At 70.8% G+C, this 14,071-nt stretch carries 12 protein-coding genes and 1 pseudogene; 7 read left to right on the top strand and 6 right to left on the bottom strand.

Annotated features, from left to right (window positions below):
- Positions 1-34 precede the first annotated feature (34 nt).
- Genes kdpB through kdpF form a run of 3 tightly spaced genes read right to left on the bottom strand, consistent with a single transcriptional unit; the run spans position 35 to position 3,941 of the window.
- Entirely contained in the window at positions 35-2,167 is a 2,133-nt protein-coding gene (gene kdpB / locus C5B99_RS01685; protein WP_104240048.1) for a potassium-transporting ATPase subunit KdpB, read from the bottom strand.
- Between the two features lie 2 nt (positions 2,168-2,169).
- Positions 2,170-3,831, bottom strand: coding sequence for a potassium-transporting ATPase subunit KdpA (kdpA, locus tag C5B99_RS01680; RefSeq protein ID WP_374953458.1), 1,662 nt, complete (start codon positions 3,829-3,831; stop codon positions 2,170-2,172).
- Between the two features lie 20 nt (positions 3,832-3,851).
- The gene (gene kdpF / locus C5B99_RS01675; RefSeq protein WP_104240046.1) at positions 3,852-3,941 is read right to left on the bottom strand and encodes a K(+)-transporting ATPase subunit F; all 90 of its coding nucleotides are present in this window, start codon (positions 3,939-3,941) and stop codon (positions 3,852-3,854) included.
- Between the two features lie 306 nt (positions 3,942-4,247).
- Between kdpF and C5B99_RS01670 the strand changes: the two genes are divergently transcribed.
- Positions 4,248-5,240 carry an NAD(P)H-binding protein gene (locus tag C5B99_RS01670; RefSeq protein WP_104240045.1) on the top strand — a complete coding sequence of 331 codons (993 nt, stop codon included), beginning with the start codon at positions 4,248-4,250 and terminating at the stop codon, positions 5,238-5,240.
- Here the strand turns inward: C5B99_RS01670 and C5B99_RS01665 are convergent.
- Positions 5,230-5,847, bottom strand: a complete 618-nt coding sequence (locus C5B99_RS01665; RefSeq protein WP_104240044.1) for a biotin transporter BioY — start codon at positions 5,845-5,847, stop codon at positions 5,230-5,232. The two genes, C5B99_RS01670 and C5B99_RS01665, sit on opposite strands and share 11 nt — an antisense overlap.
- Positions 5,848-5,916: 69 nt before the next feature.
- Here C5B99_RS01665 and C5B99_RS01660 point away from each other — a divergent pair, with 69 nt between their 5' ends.
- Complete coding sequence (locus tag C5B99_RS01660) at positions 5,917-6,597, top strand: TetR family transcriptional regulator (RefSeq protein ID WP_104240043.1); 681 nt, start codon at positions 5,917-5,919, stop codon at positions 6,595-6,597.
- Here C5B99_RS01660 and C5B99_RS01655 read toward each other — a convergent pair.
- Positions 6,594-7,241, bottom strand: coding sequence for a TrmH family RNA methyltransferase (locus C5B99_RS01655; RefSeq protein WP_104240231.1), 648 nt, complete (start codon positions 7,239-7,241; stop codon positions 6,594-6,596). The two genes, C5B99_RS01660 and C5B99_RS01655, sit on opposite strands and share 4 nt — an antisense overlap.
- Before the next feature lie 114 nt (positions 7,242-7,355).
- On the opposite strand from C5B99_RS01655, the pseudogene C5B99_RS01650 reads away from it, so the two are divergent.
- The 5 genes and pseudogenes from C5B99_RS01650 to C5B99_RS01630 all read left to right on the top strand — a co-directional run.
- Positions 7,356-8,006 (top strand): annotated as a pseudogene (locus tag C5B99_RS01650) (NUDIX domain-containing protein); the annotation flags it as partial.
- Between the two features lie 22 nt (positions 8,007-8,028).
- A complete protein-coding gene (nadA, locus tag C5B99_RS01645) occupies positions 8,029-9,327 on the top strand; it encodes a quinolinate synthase NadA (RefSeq protein WP_104240042.1) in 1,299 nt (432 codons plus the stop codon).
- 1 nt (position 9,328) lies between these two features.
- Positions 9,329-11,047: an L-aspartate oxidase gene (gene nadB, locus C5B99_RS01640; protein WP_104240041.1), complete on the top strand. Its 1,719-nt coding sequence runs from the start codon at positions 9,329-9,331 to the stop codon at positions 11,045-11,047.
- Positions 11,047-11,928 (top strand): carboxylating nicotinate-nucleotide diphosphorylase, encoded by an 882-nt coding sequence (gene nadC / locus C5B99_RS01635; RefSeq protein ID WP_104240040.1) that lies wholly within the window; start codon positions 11,047-11,049, stop codon positions 11,926-11,928. The genes nadB and nadC overlap by 1 nt, the downstream gene beginning before the upstream one ends.
- A 1-nt stretch (position 11,929) precedes the next feature.
- Positions 11,930-13,066: a cysteine desulfurase family protein gene (locus tag C5B99_RS01630; RefSeq protein ID WP_104240229.1), complete on the top strand. Its 1,137-nt coding sequence runs from the start codon at positions 11,930-11,932 to the stop codon at positions 13,064-13,066.
- On the opposite strand, the gene C5B99_RS01625 is transcribed toward C5B99_RS01630, so the two are convergent.
- On the bottom strand, positions 13,063-14,001 hold the full coding sequence (locus C5B99_RS01625) for a site-specific DNA-methyltransferase (RefSeq protein WP_104240230.1): 939 nt from the start codon (positions 13,999-14,001) through the stop codon (positions 13,063-13,065). The genes C5B99_RS01630 and C5B99_RS01625 overlap by 4 nt on opposite strands.
- Between the last annotated feature and the right edge of the window lie 70 nt (positions 14,002-14,071).

Genomic DNA, 14,071 nt, shown 5'->3' with positions numbered 1-14,071 from the left:
TCCTGTCAGATCAGTCGGGGCGGTGGTGGCGGGGTCAGAAGCCGGGGATGAGGCGCACGACGAGGTCGATGAGCCAGATCCCGACGAACGGTGCGACGATGCCGCCAGCCCCGTACACGAGCAGGTTCCGGCCGAGCGTGCTCGCGGCGTTCGCTGACCGGTACTTCACGCCCCGGAGCGCGAGCGGCACGAGCGCCACGATCACGATGGCGTTGAAGACGATGGCGGAGAGCACGGCCGAAGCAGGCGAGTGGAGACCCATGATGTTGAGGACCCCGAGACCGGGGTACACGCCCATGAACATGGCCGGGATGATCGCGAAGTACTTGGCGATGTCGTTCGAGATGGAGAACGTGGTGAGCGCGCCGCGCGTGATGAGCAGCTGCTTGCCGATGCGCACCACGTCGATGAGCTTCGTCGGGTCGGAGTCGAGGTCGACCATGTTGCCAGCCTCCTTCGCCGCCGACGTGCCCGTGTTCATCGCGACGCCCACATCGGCCTGCGCGAGCGCCGGCGCATCGTTCGTGCCGTCCCCCGTCATCGCGACGAGGTTGCCGCCGTCCTGCTCGCGGCGGATGTAGGCGAGCTTCTGCTCCGGTGTCGCCTCGGCCAGGAAGTCGTCGACTCCGGCCTCCTTGGCGATGGCGGCCGCCGTGAGCGGGTTGTCGCCCGTCACCATGACGGTGCGGATGCCCATCGACCGCAGCTCCGCGAAGCGCTCGCTGAGGCCCTCCTTGACGATGTCCTTGAGGTGGACGACGCCGAGCACGCGCCCGGCGGCCGCGCCGGGGCCGGTGCCTCCGGCCGCGCCGGTGCCGGGCGCATCCATCACGGCGACGACGAGCGGGGTGCCTCCGCTCTGCGAGATGCGGTTCGTGGCGTCCTGGAGCTCCTCGAGCCGTGAGGCCTCGAGTGGCGCGCCCTCGTCGGCGAGCCAGGCGGTCACCGCGGACCCGGCGCCCTTGCGGATGCGCGCGCCGTCAGGCAGGTCGAGTCCCGACATGCGGGTCTGGGCCGTGAACGCGACGACCTCGCCCTGCGCCGCACCCGGTTGGGCGGCGAGATCGACGCCCTCCTGGCGGGCGAGCTCGACGATGGAGACCCCCTCGGGGGTCGGGTCGGCGAGCGAGGACAGGGCAGCGGCGCGGACCAGTTCCTGCTCGCCCGTGGCGGGCATCCGCACGAACTCGGACGCGCGCCGGTTGCCGTAGGTGATGGTGCCGGTCTTGTCGAGCAGCAGCGTCGTCACGTCGCCGGCGGCCTCGACGGCCCGCCCGGACATCGCGAGCACGTTGCGCTGCACGAGCCGGTCCATGCCCGCGATGCCGATCGCCGACAGCAGCGCTCCGATGGTGGTCGGGATGAGGCACACGAGCAGGGCGATGAGGACCGTGATGCTGACGGGCTTCGCCGCGTACGAGGCGATCGGGTTGAGCGTCAGCGCGACGACCACGAACACGATCGAGAGGGACGCGAGGAGGATGGAGAGCGCGATCTCGTTGGGCGTCTTCTGCCGGGAGGCTCCCTCGACGAGGGCGATCATCCGGTCGACGAACGTCTCGCCCGGCTTCGAGGTGATGCGAACCACGATGCGGTCGGAGAGCACTCGGGTGCCCCCGGTCACAGCGCTGCGGTCGCCGCCGGACTCGCGGATGACGGGGGCCGACTCGCCCGTGATGGCCGACTCGTCCACGGAGGCGATCCCCCAGATGATGTCGCCGTCGCCCGGGATCAGCTCGCCCGCGGAGACGACGACGACGTCGCCGAGGGTGAGGTCGGCCGAGGAGACCTCGACGGTGCTCCCGCGCTCCGCCCCCGGGTCGCCTGCGGGGTCGTAGCCGCCCACCCGGTGAGCCGCGGTGCTGGTCCTGGTCTGCCGGAGGGTCTCGGCCTGCGCCTTGCCTCGCCCCTCGGCGACCGACTCGGCGAGGTTCGCGAAGAGCACCGTCAGCCACAGCCAGACGGCGATGGCGATGGTGAACGAGGCAGGGATCTGCGTGCCGCCGGAGTCGGCCGGACCGCCCAGGAAGGGCTCGGCGATGGCGAGCGCCGTCGTGAACGCCGCTCCGACCCACACGATGAACATGACCGGGTTGCGCCATTGCGCGCGAGGGTCGAGCTTGCGGAACGCGCCGGGCAGCGACGCCATGATGGGGATGCTCTGCATGGTCAGGAGAGTCCTTCTGCGAGGGGGCCCAGCGCGAGCACTGGGAAGTAGGTGAGGGCCGTGATGAGGACGCTCACGCCAGTGAGCAGCCCGATGAACTGCGGGCGGTGCGTCGGCAGGGTGCCGACGGTGGCCGGCACCTTGTCCTGCGCGGCGAGCGAGCCGGCGAGCGCCAGCACGAACACGATGGGGACGAAGCGGCCGAGCAGCATGACGGTGCCGAGGGCCGTGTTGAGCCATGGCGTGTTCGCGGTCAGGCCGGCGAACGCCGATCCGTTGTTGTTGGCGGCGGAGGTGAAGGCGTAGAGCACCTCGGAGAGGCCGTGCGCGCCCGGGTTCCAGATGGACGTCGACTGCACGTCCTCGCGGATGCCCGGGATGGCGAAGCTCAGGGCGACTCCCGTGAGCACGAGGACGGGCGTGACCAGGATGTAGAGGCTCGCGAGCTTGATCTCTCGCGGCCCAATGCGCTTGCCGAGGTACTCCGGGGTGCGCCCGATGAGGAGGCCGGCGATGAACACCGCGATGATCGCCAGCACGAGCATGGCGTAGAGGCCGGAGCCGACGCCGCCTGGCGCGATCTCGCCGAGCATCATGTTCAGCATCGGGAGGAGGCCGCCGAAGGCCGTGTAGGAGTCGTGCATTGAGTTGACGGCCCCGGTCGACGTGCCAGTGCTCGTGGTGGCGAAGAGCGTCGATCCGATGATGCCGAAGCGCTGCTCCTTGCCCTCCATCGCTCCCCCCGCGGCCTCGGGCGCGGCGCCGATGCCCGCGCTCTCGACGGCGGTGAGCACGGCGAACGACACGGTGAAGAGCGTGGCCATGACGGCGAGCACGGCGAGCCCCTGGCGGCGGTCGCCGACCATCCGCCCGAACGTCCGAGGCAGCGAGAACGGGATCGCGAGCATGAGGACGATCTGCAGCAGGTTCGTCACAGCGCTCGGGTTCTCGAACGGATGCGCCGAGTTCGTGTTGAAGAAGCCGCCGCCGTTCGTGCCGACGAGCTTGATCGCCTCCTGGGACGCGACGGGGCCGCCTGGGATGGACTGCGTCGCCCCGGCGAGCGTCGCGACGTCGGTGAACCCGTTGAAGTTCTGGATGACGCCGCCCGCGAGCAGCGCGAGCGCGGCGATCGTCGACATGGGCAGCAGGATTCGGACGGTGCCCCGCACGAGGTCGACCCAGAAGTTGCCGAGCGTGCCGCTGCGGGTGGCGGCGAGACCGCGCACGAGGGCGATCGCGACGGCCAGGCCGACCGCGGCGGAGACGAAGTTCTGCACGGTGAGCGCCGACAGCTGGACGGTGTAGCCGAGCGTGAGCTCCGGCGAGTACGACTGCCAGTTCGTGTTCGTGACGAACGAGACTGCCGTGTTGAAGGAGAGGGGCTCGGACGGCGCCGGCAGCCCAAGCGAGTACGGCAGCCACTGCTGGGTGCGCTGCAGCAGGTAGACCAGGAGCACGCCGACCGCGGAGAAGATGAGCACTCCGCGGAGGTACGACTGCCAGGTCTGCGGGGAGGCGGGGTCGACGCCCACGAGCCGGTACGCGGCCCGCTCGAGACGCCAGTCCTTCTCTGAGGTGTAGACCCAGGCGAGGTAGTCGCCGAGGGGGCGGTGGAGTGCCGCGAGGATGAGCGCGAGAGTCAGGAACGTGAGGGATGCCATGAACACAGGAGATCCATCCATCAGAAGCGCTCCGGTTTCAGGAGTGCCACGACGAGGTAGACGATGGCGGCGATGCCGAGAGCGACGGCGACGATGTCGAAGACGATCACAGCTTCTCCATCGCCTTGCCGAGCAGGCCGATGGTGGCGAAGAGGGCGAGCACGCCCGCGACGAAGACGACGTCAAGCACTTGGGCTCCGTTCGGAGGTCAGCGGCCGAGCCGAGGCGGCTGGGCTGCACGCCGTGAGGCGCAGTGCTCGATACAACTCCTCTCAGAGCGCCAGGAGGGTCGTCCTAACGGAACCCATACGAGGTGGATGCCCTTCCTTACAGAACGCCGATGCCGCCTCGCAGCTTGCACCGCCATGATGAGGGTCGGCACCCGACGCGGTGCCGAGGAGGCAGGGCTTCGACCGATGAACGTACTGGTGATGGGCGCGACGGGATACATCGGCAGCCGAGTGATACCGGTCCTGCTCGACGCGGGCATGGAGGTCACGGCCGGCGCCCGCAAGCCGGGCGACCTCGACGCGTTCTGGTGGGCCGAGCGGGTGCGCCGGGTCGAGCTCGACGTGCTCGATGAAGCTTCCGTCGCGGCAGCGGTGACGGCCGACGTCGACGCCATCCTTTACCTCGTGCACGGCATGGCGAGCGACGACTTCCGCGAGGCGGATCTCGAGGCGGCGCGGCTCGTGCGCGCGGCCGCTGACCGCTCCGGGGTGCGACGCATCGTGTACGTCTCCGGCATCATCCCGCCCGTTGCGGAGGAGGAGCTCTCGGAGCACCTCACTTCGCGCCTCGAGGTCGAGCGCGAGCTCCACGAGGCGGACGCGGTGGTCGTGACCCTGCGAGCCGCCATGGTCCTCGGCGCGAGCTCCACGAGCTTCGAGCTCATGTCGCAGCTCGCCGCCCGGCTGCCCGTGACCGTGGTGCCTGCGTGGATGCAGAGCGACGTCGAGCCCATCGCGGTGGTCGACCTTGCCAGGGCCGTGAGCGGCGCGCTGACCGCCGACGTCTCGACGCGCGCCTACTCCGTCGGCGGCGGCGAGCGACTCCCCTACCCGAGACTCATCGACCGCTACGCCGACACCGTCGAGAAGCGCCGACCGCAGGTCATCCTGCCTGGACTGCCTGAGCCCCTGGTCGCGAGGCTCGCCACCCTGATCACCGACGTGCCGTCCTCGACCGTGACGTCGCTCATGGAGAGCCTGCGCGAGGACATGGTCGCCGACGACGACACGTGGATCGCCGAGCTCCTCCCGGAGGACGCCGAGCGCCCGCTGTCCATCGACGAGGCGCTTCGTCGCTCCGTCGCGCAGCCCGACCCCACCGTGCCCGCGTCGCAGCGAGACCCGATGGGGCGGCTCCCCGGCGACCCGTCCTGGGCCGCGGCTGCCGCTACCGCCTGAGCAGCTTCCACGTCGACGGCAGGAGCGCGCTGACAGCCGCGATCTTGATGGCGTCGCCGATGAGGAAGGGCACGACCCCGAGCGCGAGGGCGGTGCCGAGGTCGACGCCGAGCGAGACCGCGAGCCACGGCACGCCGGCCGCGTAGACGAGGAGCGTGCCGAGCACCGTGGCGCCCACTGTGGACGCGACGTGGCGGTCGGCGCGGCGACGGGCGAGCGCACCGACGGCGACCGCGGCCAGCACGTAGCCGATGATGTAGCCGAACGACGGGAACAGCACACCGGAGGCCCCGTCGGCGAAGATGGGCGCGCCGAGAGCTCCGAGCGCGAGGTACAGGCCGGCGCTCGCCGCGGCCCGTGCTGGCCCGAGGGATGCGCCGGTCAGCAGCACGGCGAAGGTCGCGAGCGAGACGGGCACGGGCGTGAACGGCAGCGGGATGACGATGAAGCCGGCCGCGATGAGGAACAGCGTGCCGCCGAGCACGAGCGCGACGTTGAGGAGCTGAACCCCGGTGCGTGAACCGGCCCCGGCCACGAGATCGGCGAGAACGCGGGGCACGGCGCCATTGGCGGGACGCCTGGCGGCGTCGATCGATTCGGTGCTCATAGGGAGTTGGACCTTTCTCTCGAATCTCCTGAACGGTGTTCAGTGAACAGTGTTCAGTAGATTAGCGCCATGACACCCCGTGGTCCAGCCGAAGGCGCCTCGCGTGACGCCGCACGCACCCCTGCGAGCAGCCACGAGAAGCTCAGCCGCACCGAGATCGTCACCACAGCGCTCGAGGTGCTGGACGAGCACGGCCTGCCGAACCTCTCGATGCGGCGCATCAGCGACTACCTCGAGGTGCAGCCGAGCGCGCTCTACTGGCACTTCCCCAACAAGCAGTCGCTGCTGGCGGCCGTGAGCGACCGCATCCTGCGCCCCCTCACCGCCGAGACCTGGCTCCTCCCGGGTGCAGGGACCGAGCCCGGAACACAGCAGACCCGCACCCTCGCGCTGCAGCTTCACACCGCGCTCCGCTCCCGCAGGGACGGCGCCGAGCTCGTCTCGAGCTCGTTCGCCCTCGGCCTGCTGACCGTCGATCTGGTGCGGATGACCTCAGGCGCGGCCCGCAGCGACTTCGCCCTCGATGGCTGGGGCGGTCGCACGTGCGCCGAGGCGGTCGTGCACTACACGATCGGGCAGGCCTTCCACGAACAGCAGCAGACTCACGCCGCGGAGGTCGGCGCCCTCCAGGCCCACGCCCAGGACCCACTCGAGCCGCAGGACCCCACCGAGCGCTTCACGGCTGGCCTCGACCTGATCCTCGCCGGAGCCGCGACGCTCGCGAAGGACGAGACGAGCACCGCCCCCTAGGCGAAGTCGACGTGCTGCAGCACCCACGTGTGCATCGCGACGGCCGCCGCCGCTGACGCGTTGATCGAGCGAGTCGAGCCGAACTGCGAGATCTCCAGCACAGCATCCGACACCTCGACGGCCTCCGCCGACACCCCTGGGCCCTCCTGCCCGAACAGCAGCACGCACCGCTCCGGCAGCTCGTAGGTCTCGATGGGCACGCAGCCGGGCACGTTGTCGATGGCGAGCACGGGCATGCCCTCGCTTCTCGCCCAGGCGATGAACGCCTCGACCGTCTCGTGATGCACGACGTGCTGGTACCGATCGGTGACCATGGCACCCCGCTTGTTCCAGCGGCGCTTGCCGACGATATGCACCGTGTCGGCGGCGAACGCGTTCGCGCTGCGCACGATCGAGCCGATGTTCATGTCGTGCTGCCAGTTCTCGATCGCGACGTGGAACGCGTGACGCTTCGTGTCGAGGTCGGCGACGATCGCTTCCATCGACCAGTACCGATAGCGGTCGATCACGTTCCTGCGGTCGCCGTGCTCGAGAAGCTCCGCATCGAACCAGGGCCCCTCTGGCCAGTCCTCGCGACCGCCGGGCCAGGGGCCGACCCCGTGCGGGGCGTCGTCTTCGCTGCCGAACTGCTGCTGTTCACTCACCGCCACAGCCTAGGCGCGCCGGGCCGCGAGCGTGGCGTACACTCCACTTAGAGTCGAACTGACCTTAAGTACCCGCCGCCACGGCGACACCACCAGCAGAGAAGAGAGCAGCGGATGACCGCCACCAACGCGACCCTCGCCGTCTCCACGGTGATCTTCGCGCTGCGCCCATCCCCGCCCTCGTCGCACCGGGCGCCAGCGCCCACGATCTGGGTGCCGCTCGTGCGCCGTCAGCGCCAGCCGTTCATCGACCTCCTCGCCCTCCCAGGCGGACCGCTCGGCGACGAAGACCTCGGCGCCGCCGCCTCGCGCACCCTCTTCGAGACGATGCGCCTCGCGCCCAAGTACCTCGAGCAGCTCTACGCCTTCGGCGACGCCGACCGCGTCTTCGGCAACGACCCCCGCGTCGTCTCGGTCGTCTACTGGGCGCTCGTGGGCGGCGAGGAGGCCAGCTCCGCCCGCCTCGGAGACAACGTGCGCTGGCACCCCGTCGACGACCTCCCGCCCCTCGCCTTCGACCACCGGCGCATCATCGACTACGCCCTCTGGCGGCTCAGGAACAAGGTCGAGTACAGCTCGATCGCGCACAGCTTCCTCGGTGACTCCTTCACCCTCGCCCAGCTGCGGGAGGTCTACGAGGCAGTGCTCGGCAGGCCGCTCGACGCCGCCAACTTCCGCCGCGACATGCTCGCCTCGAAGTCCCTCACCGAGACCGGGGAGACCCTCGCCGGCACCCGACACCGACCCCCGAAGCTCTACCGGTACCTCCCCCAGAAAGACGCAAGCCATGACCACGACCGCCTCAGTGCACACCACGATCACGCGCATCCAGAACGGCAAGCAGGCGGGCGAGAGCTGCTCGCCGGAGCTCGTGAAGTCCCCGTGGGTGTTCGACCTGCAAGTGCCGTCCTACGGGCCTGGGGCGTCAATGGCCGACCGGCTTCCGCCCGCGGCGCCCAGGCAGGAGCTCCTGCCGGAGGAGTACCGGACCGCGAGTGACGACGAGATCCACGACCGCATCCTCGCCGCCAAGGCCACGCTCGGCGACCGAGTCGTGACCCTCGGCCACTTCTACCAGCGAGACGAGGTCGTGCAGTACGCCGACTTCATCGGCGACTCCTTCCAGCTCGCGAACGCCGCCAAGGCCAAGCCGGAGGCAGAAGCCATCGTGTTCTGCGGCGTGCACTTCATGGCGGAGACCGCCGACATCGTGTCGGCACCGGAGCAGGCCGTCATCCTCCCGAACCTCGCGGCCGGATGCTCCATGGCAGACATGGCCGACAGCGACTCGGTCGAAGAATGCTGGGAGCAGCTCACCGAGCTCTACGGCACGGAGCCGGACGCCAGCGGCCGCGTGCCCGTCATCCCCGTCACCTACATGAACTCCTCCGCCGAGCTCAAGGCGTTCTGCGGCCGCAACGGCGGCATCGTCTGCACCTCCTCCAACGCCGAGACGGTGCTGACGTGGGCCTTCGAGCGCGGCCAGCGGGTGCTCTTCTTCCCCGACCAGCACCTCGGCCGCAACACCGCGAAGGCCATGGGCGTGCCCACCACGGAGATGCCGCTCTGGAACTCGCGCCGCCCCCTCGGCGGGCAGACCCCGGAGTCGCTCGACGCCGCCAAGGTGATCCTCTGGAACGGCTTCTGCTCCGTCCACAAGCGCTTCACCGTCGCGCAGATCGAGAAGGCCCGCGCCGAGTACCCCGACGTGCGCGTCATCGTGCACCCCGAGTGCCCCATGGCGATCGTCGACGCCGCCGACGAGTACGGCTCCACCGACTACATCACGAAGGCCATCGCGGCCGCCCCAGCCGGGTCGGTGTTCGCGATCGGCACCGAGATCAACCTCGTGCAGCGCCTCGCCGCCGAGTACCCCCAGCACACCATCTTCTGCCTCGACCCCGTCGTGTGCCCCTGCTCGACGATGTACCGCATCCACCCCAGCTACATCGCCTGGGTGCTCGAAGGGCTCGTCGCGGGCGAGGTGCGCAACCAGATCAGCGTGCCCGCCCACATCGCCGAGCCCGCCAGGGTCGCCGTCGAGCGGATGCTCGCGGCAAGGCCAGACACCACGATGGCGTCCTGACATGGCCCCGGAGGCCGGGCCCCTGCGGGTCCTCGTCATCGGGAGCGGCATCGCCGGCCTGACCGCCGCCCTCGCCGCCTGTGCACAAGGCCACGACGTGAGCGTCGTCACGAAGTCGACACTCGATGACACCGCCACGTCCCACGCCCAGGGCGGCATCGCGGCGGTGCTCGGCACCGGCACCGGGCCTGGCGGCGACGCCGACGACAGCGTCGAGTCGCACGTCCGCGACACCGTCGCGGCCGGTGCCGGCCTCGGGGACCGGCGCGCCATCGAGGAGCTCTGCCGTTCCGCGGAGGCGCGCATCCTCGAGCTGATCGCGCTCGGCACCCGCTTCGACCGGGAACCCGCCGGCGCGCTCAGCCGGGGCCTGGAGGCCGCGCATTCGCACGCCCGCATCCTGCACGCGTTCGGGGATGCCACGGGGCGAGAGATCCAGCGCGCGCTCAGCGCAGCAGTCCGGTCGGCGGCCGCGAAGGGCGAGCTCCGGCTGCTCGAGCACACGTTCCTCGCCGACGTCGCGGTGCGCGGCGAGCGTGCCATCGGCGCGCGGCTGCTCAGCCCCGAGGCGTCGACGCCCCGGTTCCACTGTGCCGACGCCGTCGTCCTCGCGACGGGCGGCACGGGCCAGCTCTTCGCCCACACGAGCAACCCCGCTGTCGCGACCGGCGACGGCATCGCCGCCGCAGCCAGGGCCGGCGCGCAGCTCGCCGACCTGGAGTTCGTGCAGTTCCATCCGACGGTGCTCGCCGGTTCCGGCGGCGCGCTCATCTCGGAGGCCGTGCGCGGGGAGGGAGCCGTGCTGCTGAACGAGGCGGGCGAGCGGTTCCTCCTCGGCGTGCATCCCGACGCGGAGCTCGCGCCGCGCGACATCGTGGCGCGGGGCATCGCCGACGAGATGGCGAGGCAGGACGGCCGCCCCGTCCGCCTCGATGCGAGGCACCTCGGGCGGGAGTTCCTCGAGCGCCGATTCCCCAGCATCACCGCGCACATCGACGAGAGCGGGCTCGACTGGTCGCGCGAGACCGTGCCCGTGACGCCGGCCGCCCACTACCTCATGGGCGGGGTCGTGACCGACCTCTCCGGGCGCACAAGCATCCCCGGACTGTTCGCCGCCGGGGAGACCGCCCGCACCGGCGTGCACGGCGCCAACCGGCTCGCGTCGAACTCGCTCCTCGAGGGTGCCGTGTTCGGGCGCCGCGTCGCGGAGGCGATCCACCACGACGCCGCAGCGCGATCCCTCGCCCCGGCTCCCGCCCCCGTTGCCGGCGCCGCTGACCAACTTCAGTGCGAATCTGCCCCAGCGGGGCCAGTTCAACCGCTTTCTCGCCAGAATCGCACTCATGTTGGACAGGCGACGTCGCGCGACGAAGCTCCGGCCTTCTCGCGCGCGGCGCTGCAGGAGCTCATGTGGGCGCACGCGGGCCTGCACCGCAGCGGTCCGGCACTCGAAGACGCCAAGCGCACGCTCGACGCGTGGGCCGAAGCACGGCCAACAGAGGGGGCTTCCTCCTCCGTCTCCGACCGCGAGGACACGAACCTGCTCCTCCTCGCCCGCCTCACGGTGGCCGCAGCTCTTGCCCGCACCGAGTCGGTGGGCGCGCACTTCCGATCCGACGAGCATCCGGCGGCGGGGGCGGCAGTGGCCGCGTCCCCGCCCGCGTCGCCGCGCGCACTCCCCCGCTCGCTCCCCCTCCGACAGAAGGCGATGGCGCACTGATGCTGACTCCTGCCCACATCGCGACCGCCGTGAGCGCGGCGCTCGCCGAAGACGCCCCGTGGGGTGACATCACGGTGCACGCGCTCATCCCCGTCGAGGCGACCGCGAGCGCGACGCTCGTCGCCCGCGAGGCGGGGGTGCTCTCGGGCATCGACGTGTTCGCGGCGGCGTTCCGGCTGACGGATGCCGAGGTCCTCGTCGATCTGCACGCCGAGGATGGCGAGGCGTTCGCGGCCGGGGATGTGCTGGCGACCGTGACGGGCCCCGCCGGGTCGGTGCTGACGGCCGAGCGGGTCGCGTTGAACTTCACGCAGCGGATGAGCGGCATCGCGAGCCTCACTCGGAGCTACGTCGAGGCCGTCGCCCACACCTCGGCTCGCATCACGGACACCCGCAAGACGACGCCAGGGCTCAGGGCCTTCGAGCGGCACGCCGTCGCGAGCGGGGGCGGCCGGAACCACCGCTTCTCGCTGTCCGATGCGGTCATGGCGAAGGACAACCACCTGGCGGTGCTGCTCCAGCAGTCCGGCCTCGGGGTCACGGATGCGCTCCTCGCGGCGCGCGCGAGGCTGGGCCACACGACGCACGTCGAGGTGGAGGTCGATCGGCTCGACCAGATCCCGGCGGTGCTCGACGCGGGCGTGGACACGATCATGCTCGACAACTTCTCGCTTGCCGAGCTGCGCGAGGGTGTCGCCCTCATCGCTGGTCGGGCGGTCGTGGAGGCGAGCGGCGGGGTGAGCCTCGAGACGGTCGCGGCGATCGCGGAGACCGGTGTCGACGTCATCTCCGTCGGCGCACTCACCCACAGCGCGCGGGCCATCGACCTGGGTCTCGATATGTCGCTCGAGGTCGGGCCCGTGTCAGACGCCGATGGCTGACGTGCTGCACCTCGACGCCGCGGCGACCTCGCCGGTTCGCGAGGAGGCGCTCGCCGCCGCCTGGCCGTTCCTGACGGCGTCGTTCGGCAACCCGTCGAGCACGCATGGGCTCGGCGAGGAGGCGGCTGCAGCGCTGGCCGACGCCAGGAAGAGCATCGCGGCCGTGCTCGGCTGCCGCGCCACCGAGGTCGTCTTCACCTCGGGCGGCACCGAGGCGAACAATCTGGCGGTCAAGGGCCTCGCGCTCGGCGACCCGCGCGGACGGCACGTCGTGACGAGCCGCCTCGAGCACGAATCGGTGCTCGCCTCCGTCGACGCACTGGTCCGGCTCCACGGCTTCGAGGTGTCGTTCGTCGACGTGGATGCCCGCGGCACGGTCAGCGCGGAGTCGCTCGCCGCTGCCCTCCGCGACGACACGACGCTCGTCTCGCTCTCGACGGCGAACAACGAGGTCGGCACGGTGCAGGACATCGCCGCTCTCACCGTCGTGGCCCACGCGCGCGGTGTGCCGTTCCACACGGACGCCATCCAGGCGGCGGGCTCCCTCGACATCTCGATGTCGTCGACCGGCGTGGATGCGATCAGCGTGTCCGGCCACAAGCTCGGGGCCCCGAAGGGGGTCGGGGTCCTCGCGGTGCGGTCGAGGCTGCCGCTCGAGCCGCTCATCCACGGTGGCGGCCAGGAGCGTGGGCGGCGCTCGGGCACGGAGAACGTGGCCTTCGCGGTGGCGTTCGCGGTCGCGCTGCGACTCGCCGACGAGGAGCGGCGCGCGGGTCAGCTCGACGCCGTCAGCGCCAGGGACGCCTTCATCACCGCGGTGCTGGGGTCGATCCCGGGCGCGCGGCTCACGGGCCACGCATCCGCTCGCCTCCCCCGGCACGCGTCGCTCGTCATCCCCGGCATCAACGGCGAGACGGTGCTGCTCGAGCTCGAGCAGCACGGCGTGCTCGCCTCGGCTGGCGCGGCCTGCGCCGCAGGCCACGACGAGCCGTCGCACGTGCTGCTCGCCCTCGGCATCGCGGAGGACGACGCGCGGACCGCCCTACGGTTCACGTGGGGAGCGTCCACGACCGCAGAGGAGCTCGGTGGGGTCGCGGATGCCCTCCTCGAGTCGGTCGCGCGCGTCTCGAGGGGCTAGCGCCTGCGCTTCGGGGCGCCCGAGAGGAGCCTCGAGCCGTCCTTCGTGAGCTTCCGGTACTCGACCCCCTCTGGGCCGAGACGCCTCCGCATGGTGCGCAGCGCATCCACCGACGCGTCGACCGTCACGACCCTGCGCCCGCACTCGCGCGCCACCGCCGCCGTCGTGCCGGAGCCGCCGAAGAAGTCGGCGACCCAGTCGCCCTCTCGGCTGGATGCGCGGATCATGCGCCGCAGCAGCCCTGCCGGCTTCTGCGTCGCGTAGCCGGTGCGCTCCTTGCCGGTCGGGGAGACGATCGTGTGCCACCAGACGTCCGTCGGCAGCTTGCCCCGCTCCCGCTTCGCCTCGGTGACCAGGCCGGGTGCCATGTACGGCTCACGGTCGACCTCGGCGGCATCGAAGTGGTACTTCTTCGGGTCCTTCACGTAGACGAGGATCGTGTCGTGCTTCGCCGGCCACCGCTTCGACGTGCGCGCCCCGTAGTCGTACGCCCAGATGATCTCGTTGAGGAACTTGTCGCGCCCCACGAGCGCGTCGAGGACCACCTTCGCGTAATGCGATTCCCGGTAGTCGAGGTGCAGGTACAGGGTGCCCGTCTCGTCGAGCAGCCGCCAGGCCTCCACGAGGCGCGGCTCGAGGAAGCCCCAGTAGTCGGCGAACTCGTCGTTGAACGCCGAGAGCTCCCCGAGGGTGTGCTCGTAGCTGCGACCCTGGAACCCCGTGCGGGTGAGCGGCGTGGATGCTGGGGCCGCGGCCTCCGACTCGGCGGGTGCGGCGTCGTGCGCGAGCGCCTCCCCGAGCTCGGCGGCTTCGACGGACTCCTCCACTGGCGACTGCCGTTTCACCTTCACCGACTGCCGCTTCTGCTGCTTGCCGGTGTTGAAGGGCGGGTCGAGGTAGATCACCTGGAAGGCACCGTCTGGGAGGCGACTCATGGCGTCGAGGTTGTCGCCGTGCACGACGAGGTCGGGTCCTGCGGCGTTCCACAACGAGGTCACCCGTCGA

This window comes from Pseudoclavibacter sp. Z016, assembly GCF_002931215.1.
In the GTDB taxonomy this organism is placed as follows: domain Bacteria; phylum Actinomycetota; class Actinomycetes; order Actinomycetales; family Microbacteriaceae; genus Pseudoclavibacter.
Note: the sequence above shows the minus strand (reverse complement) of the source record. Positions and strands in the feature narration are given on the sequence as shown.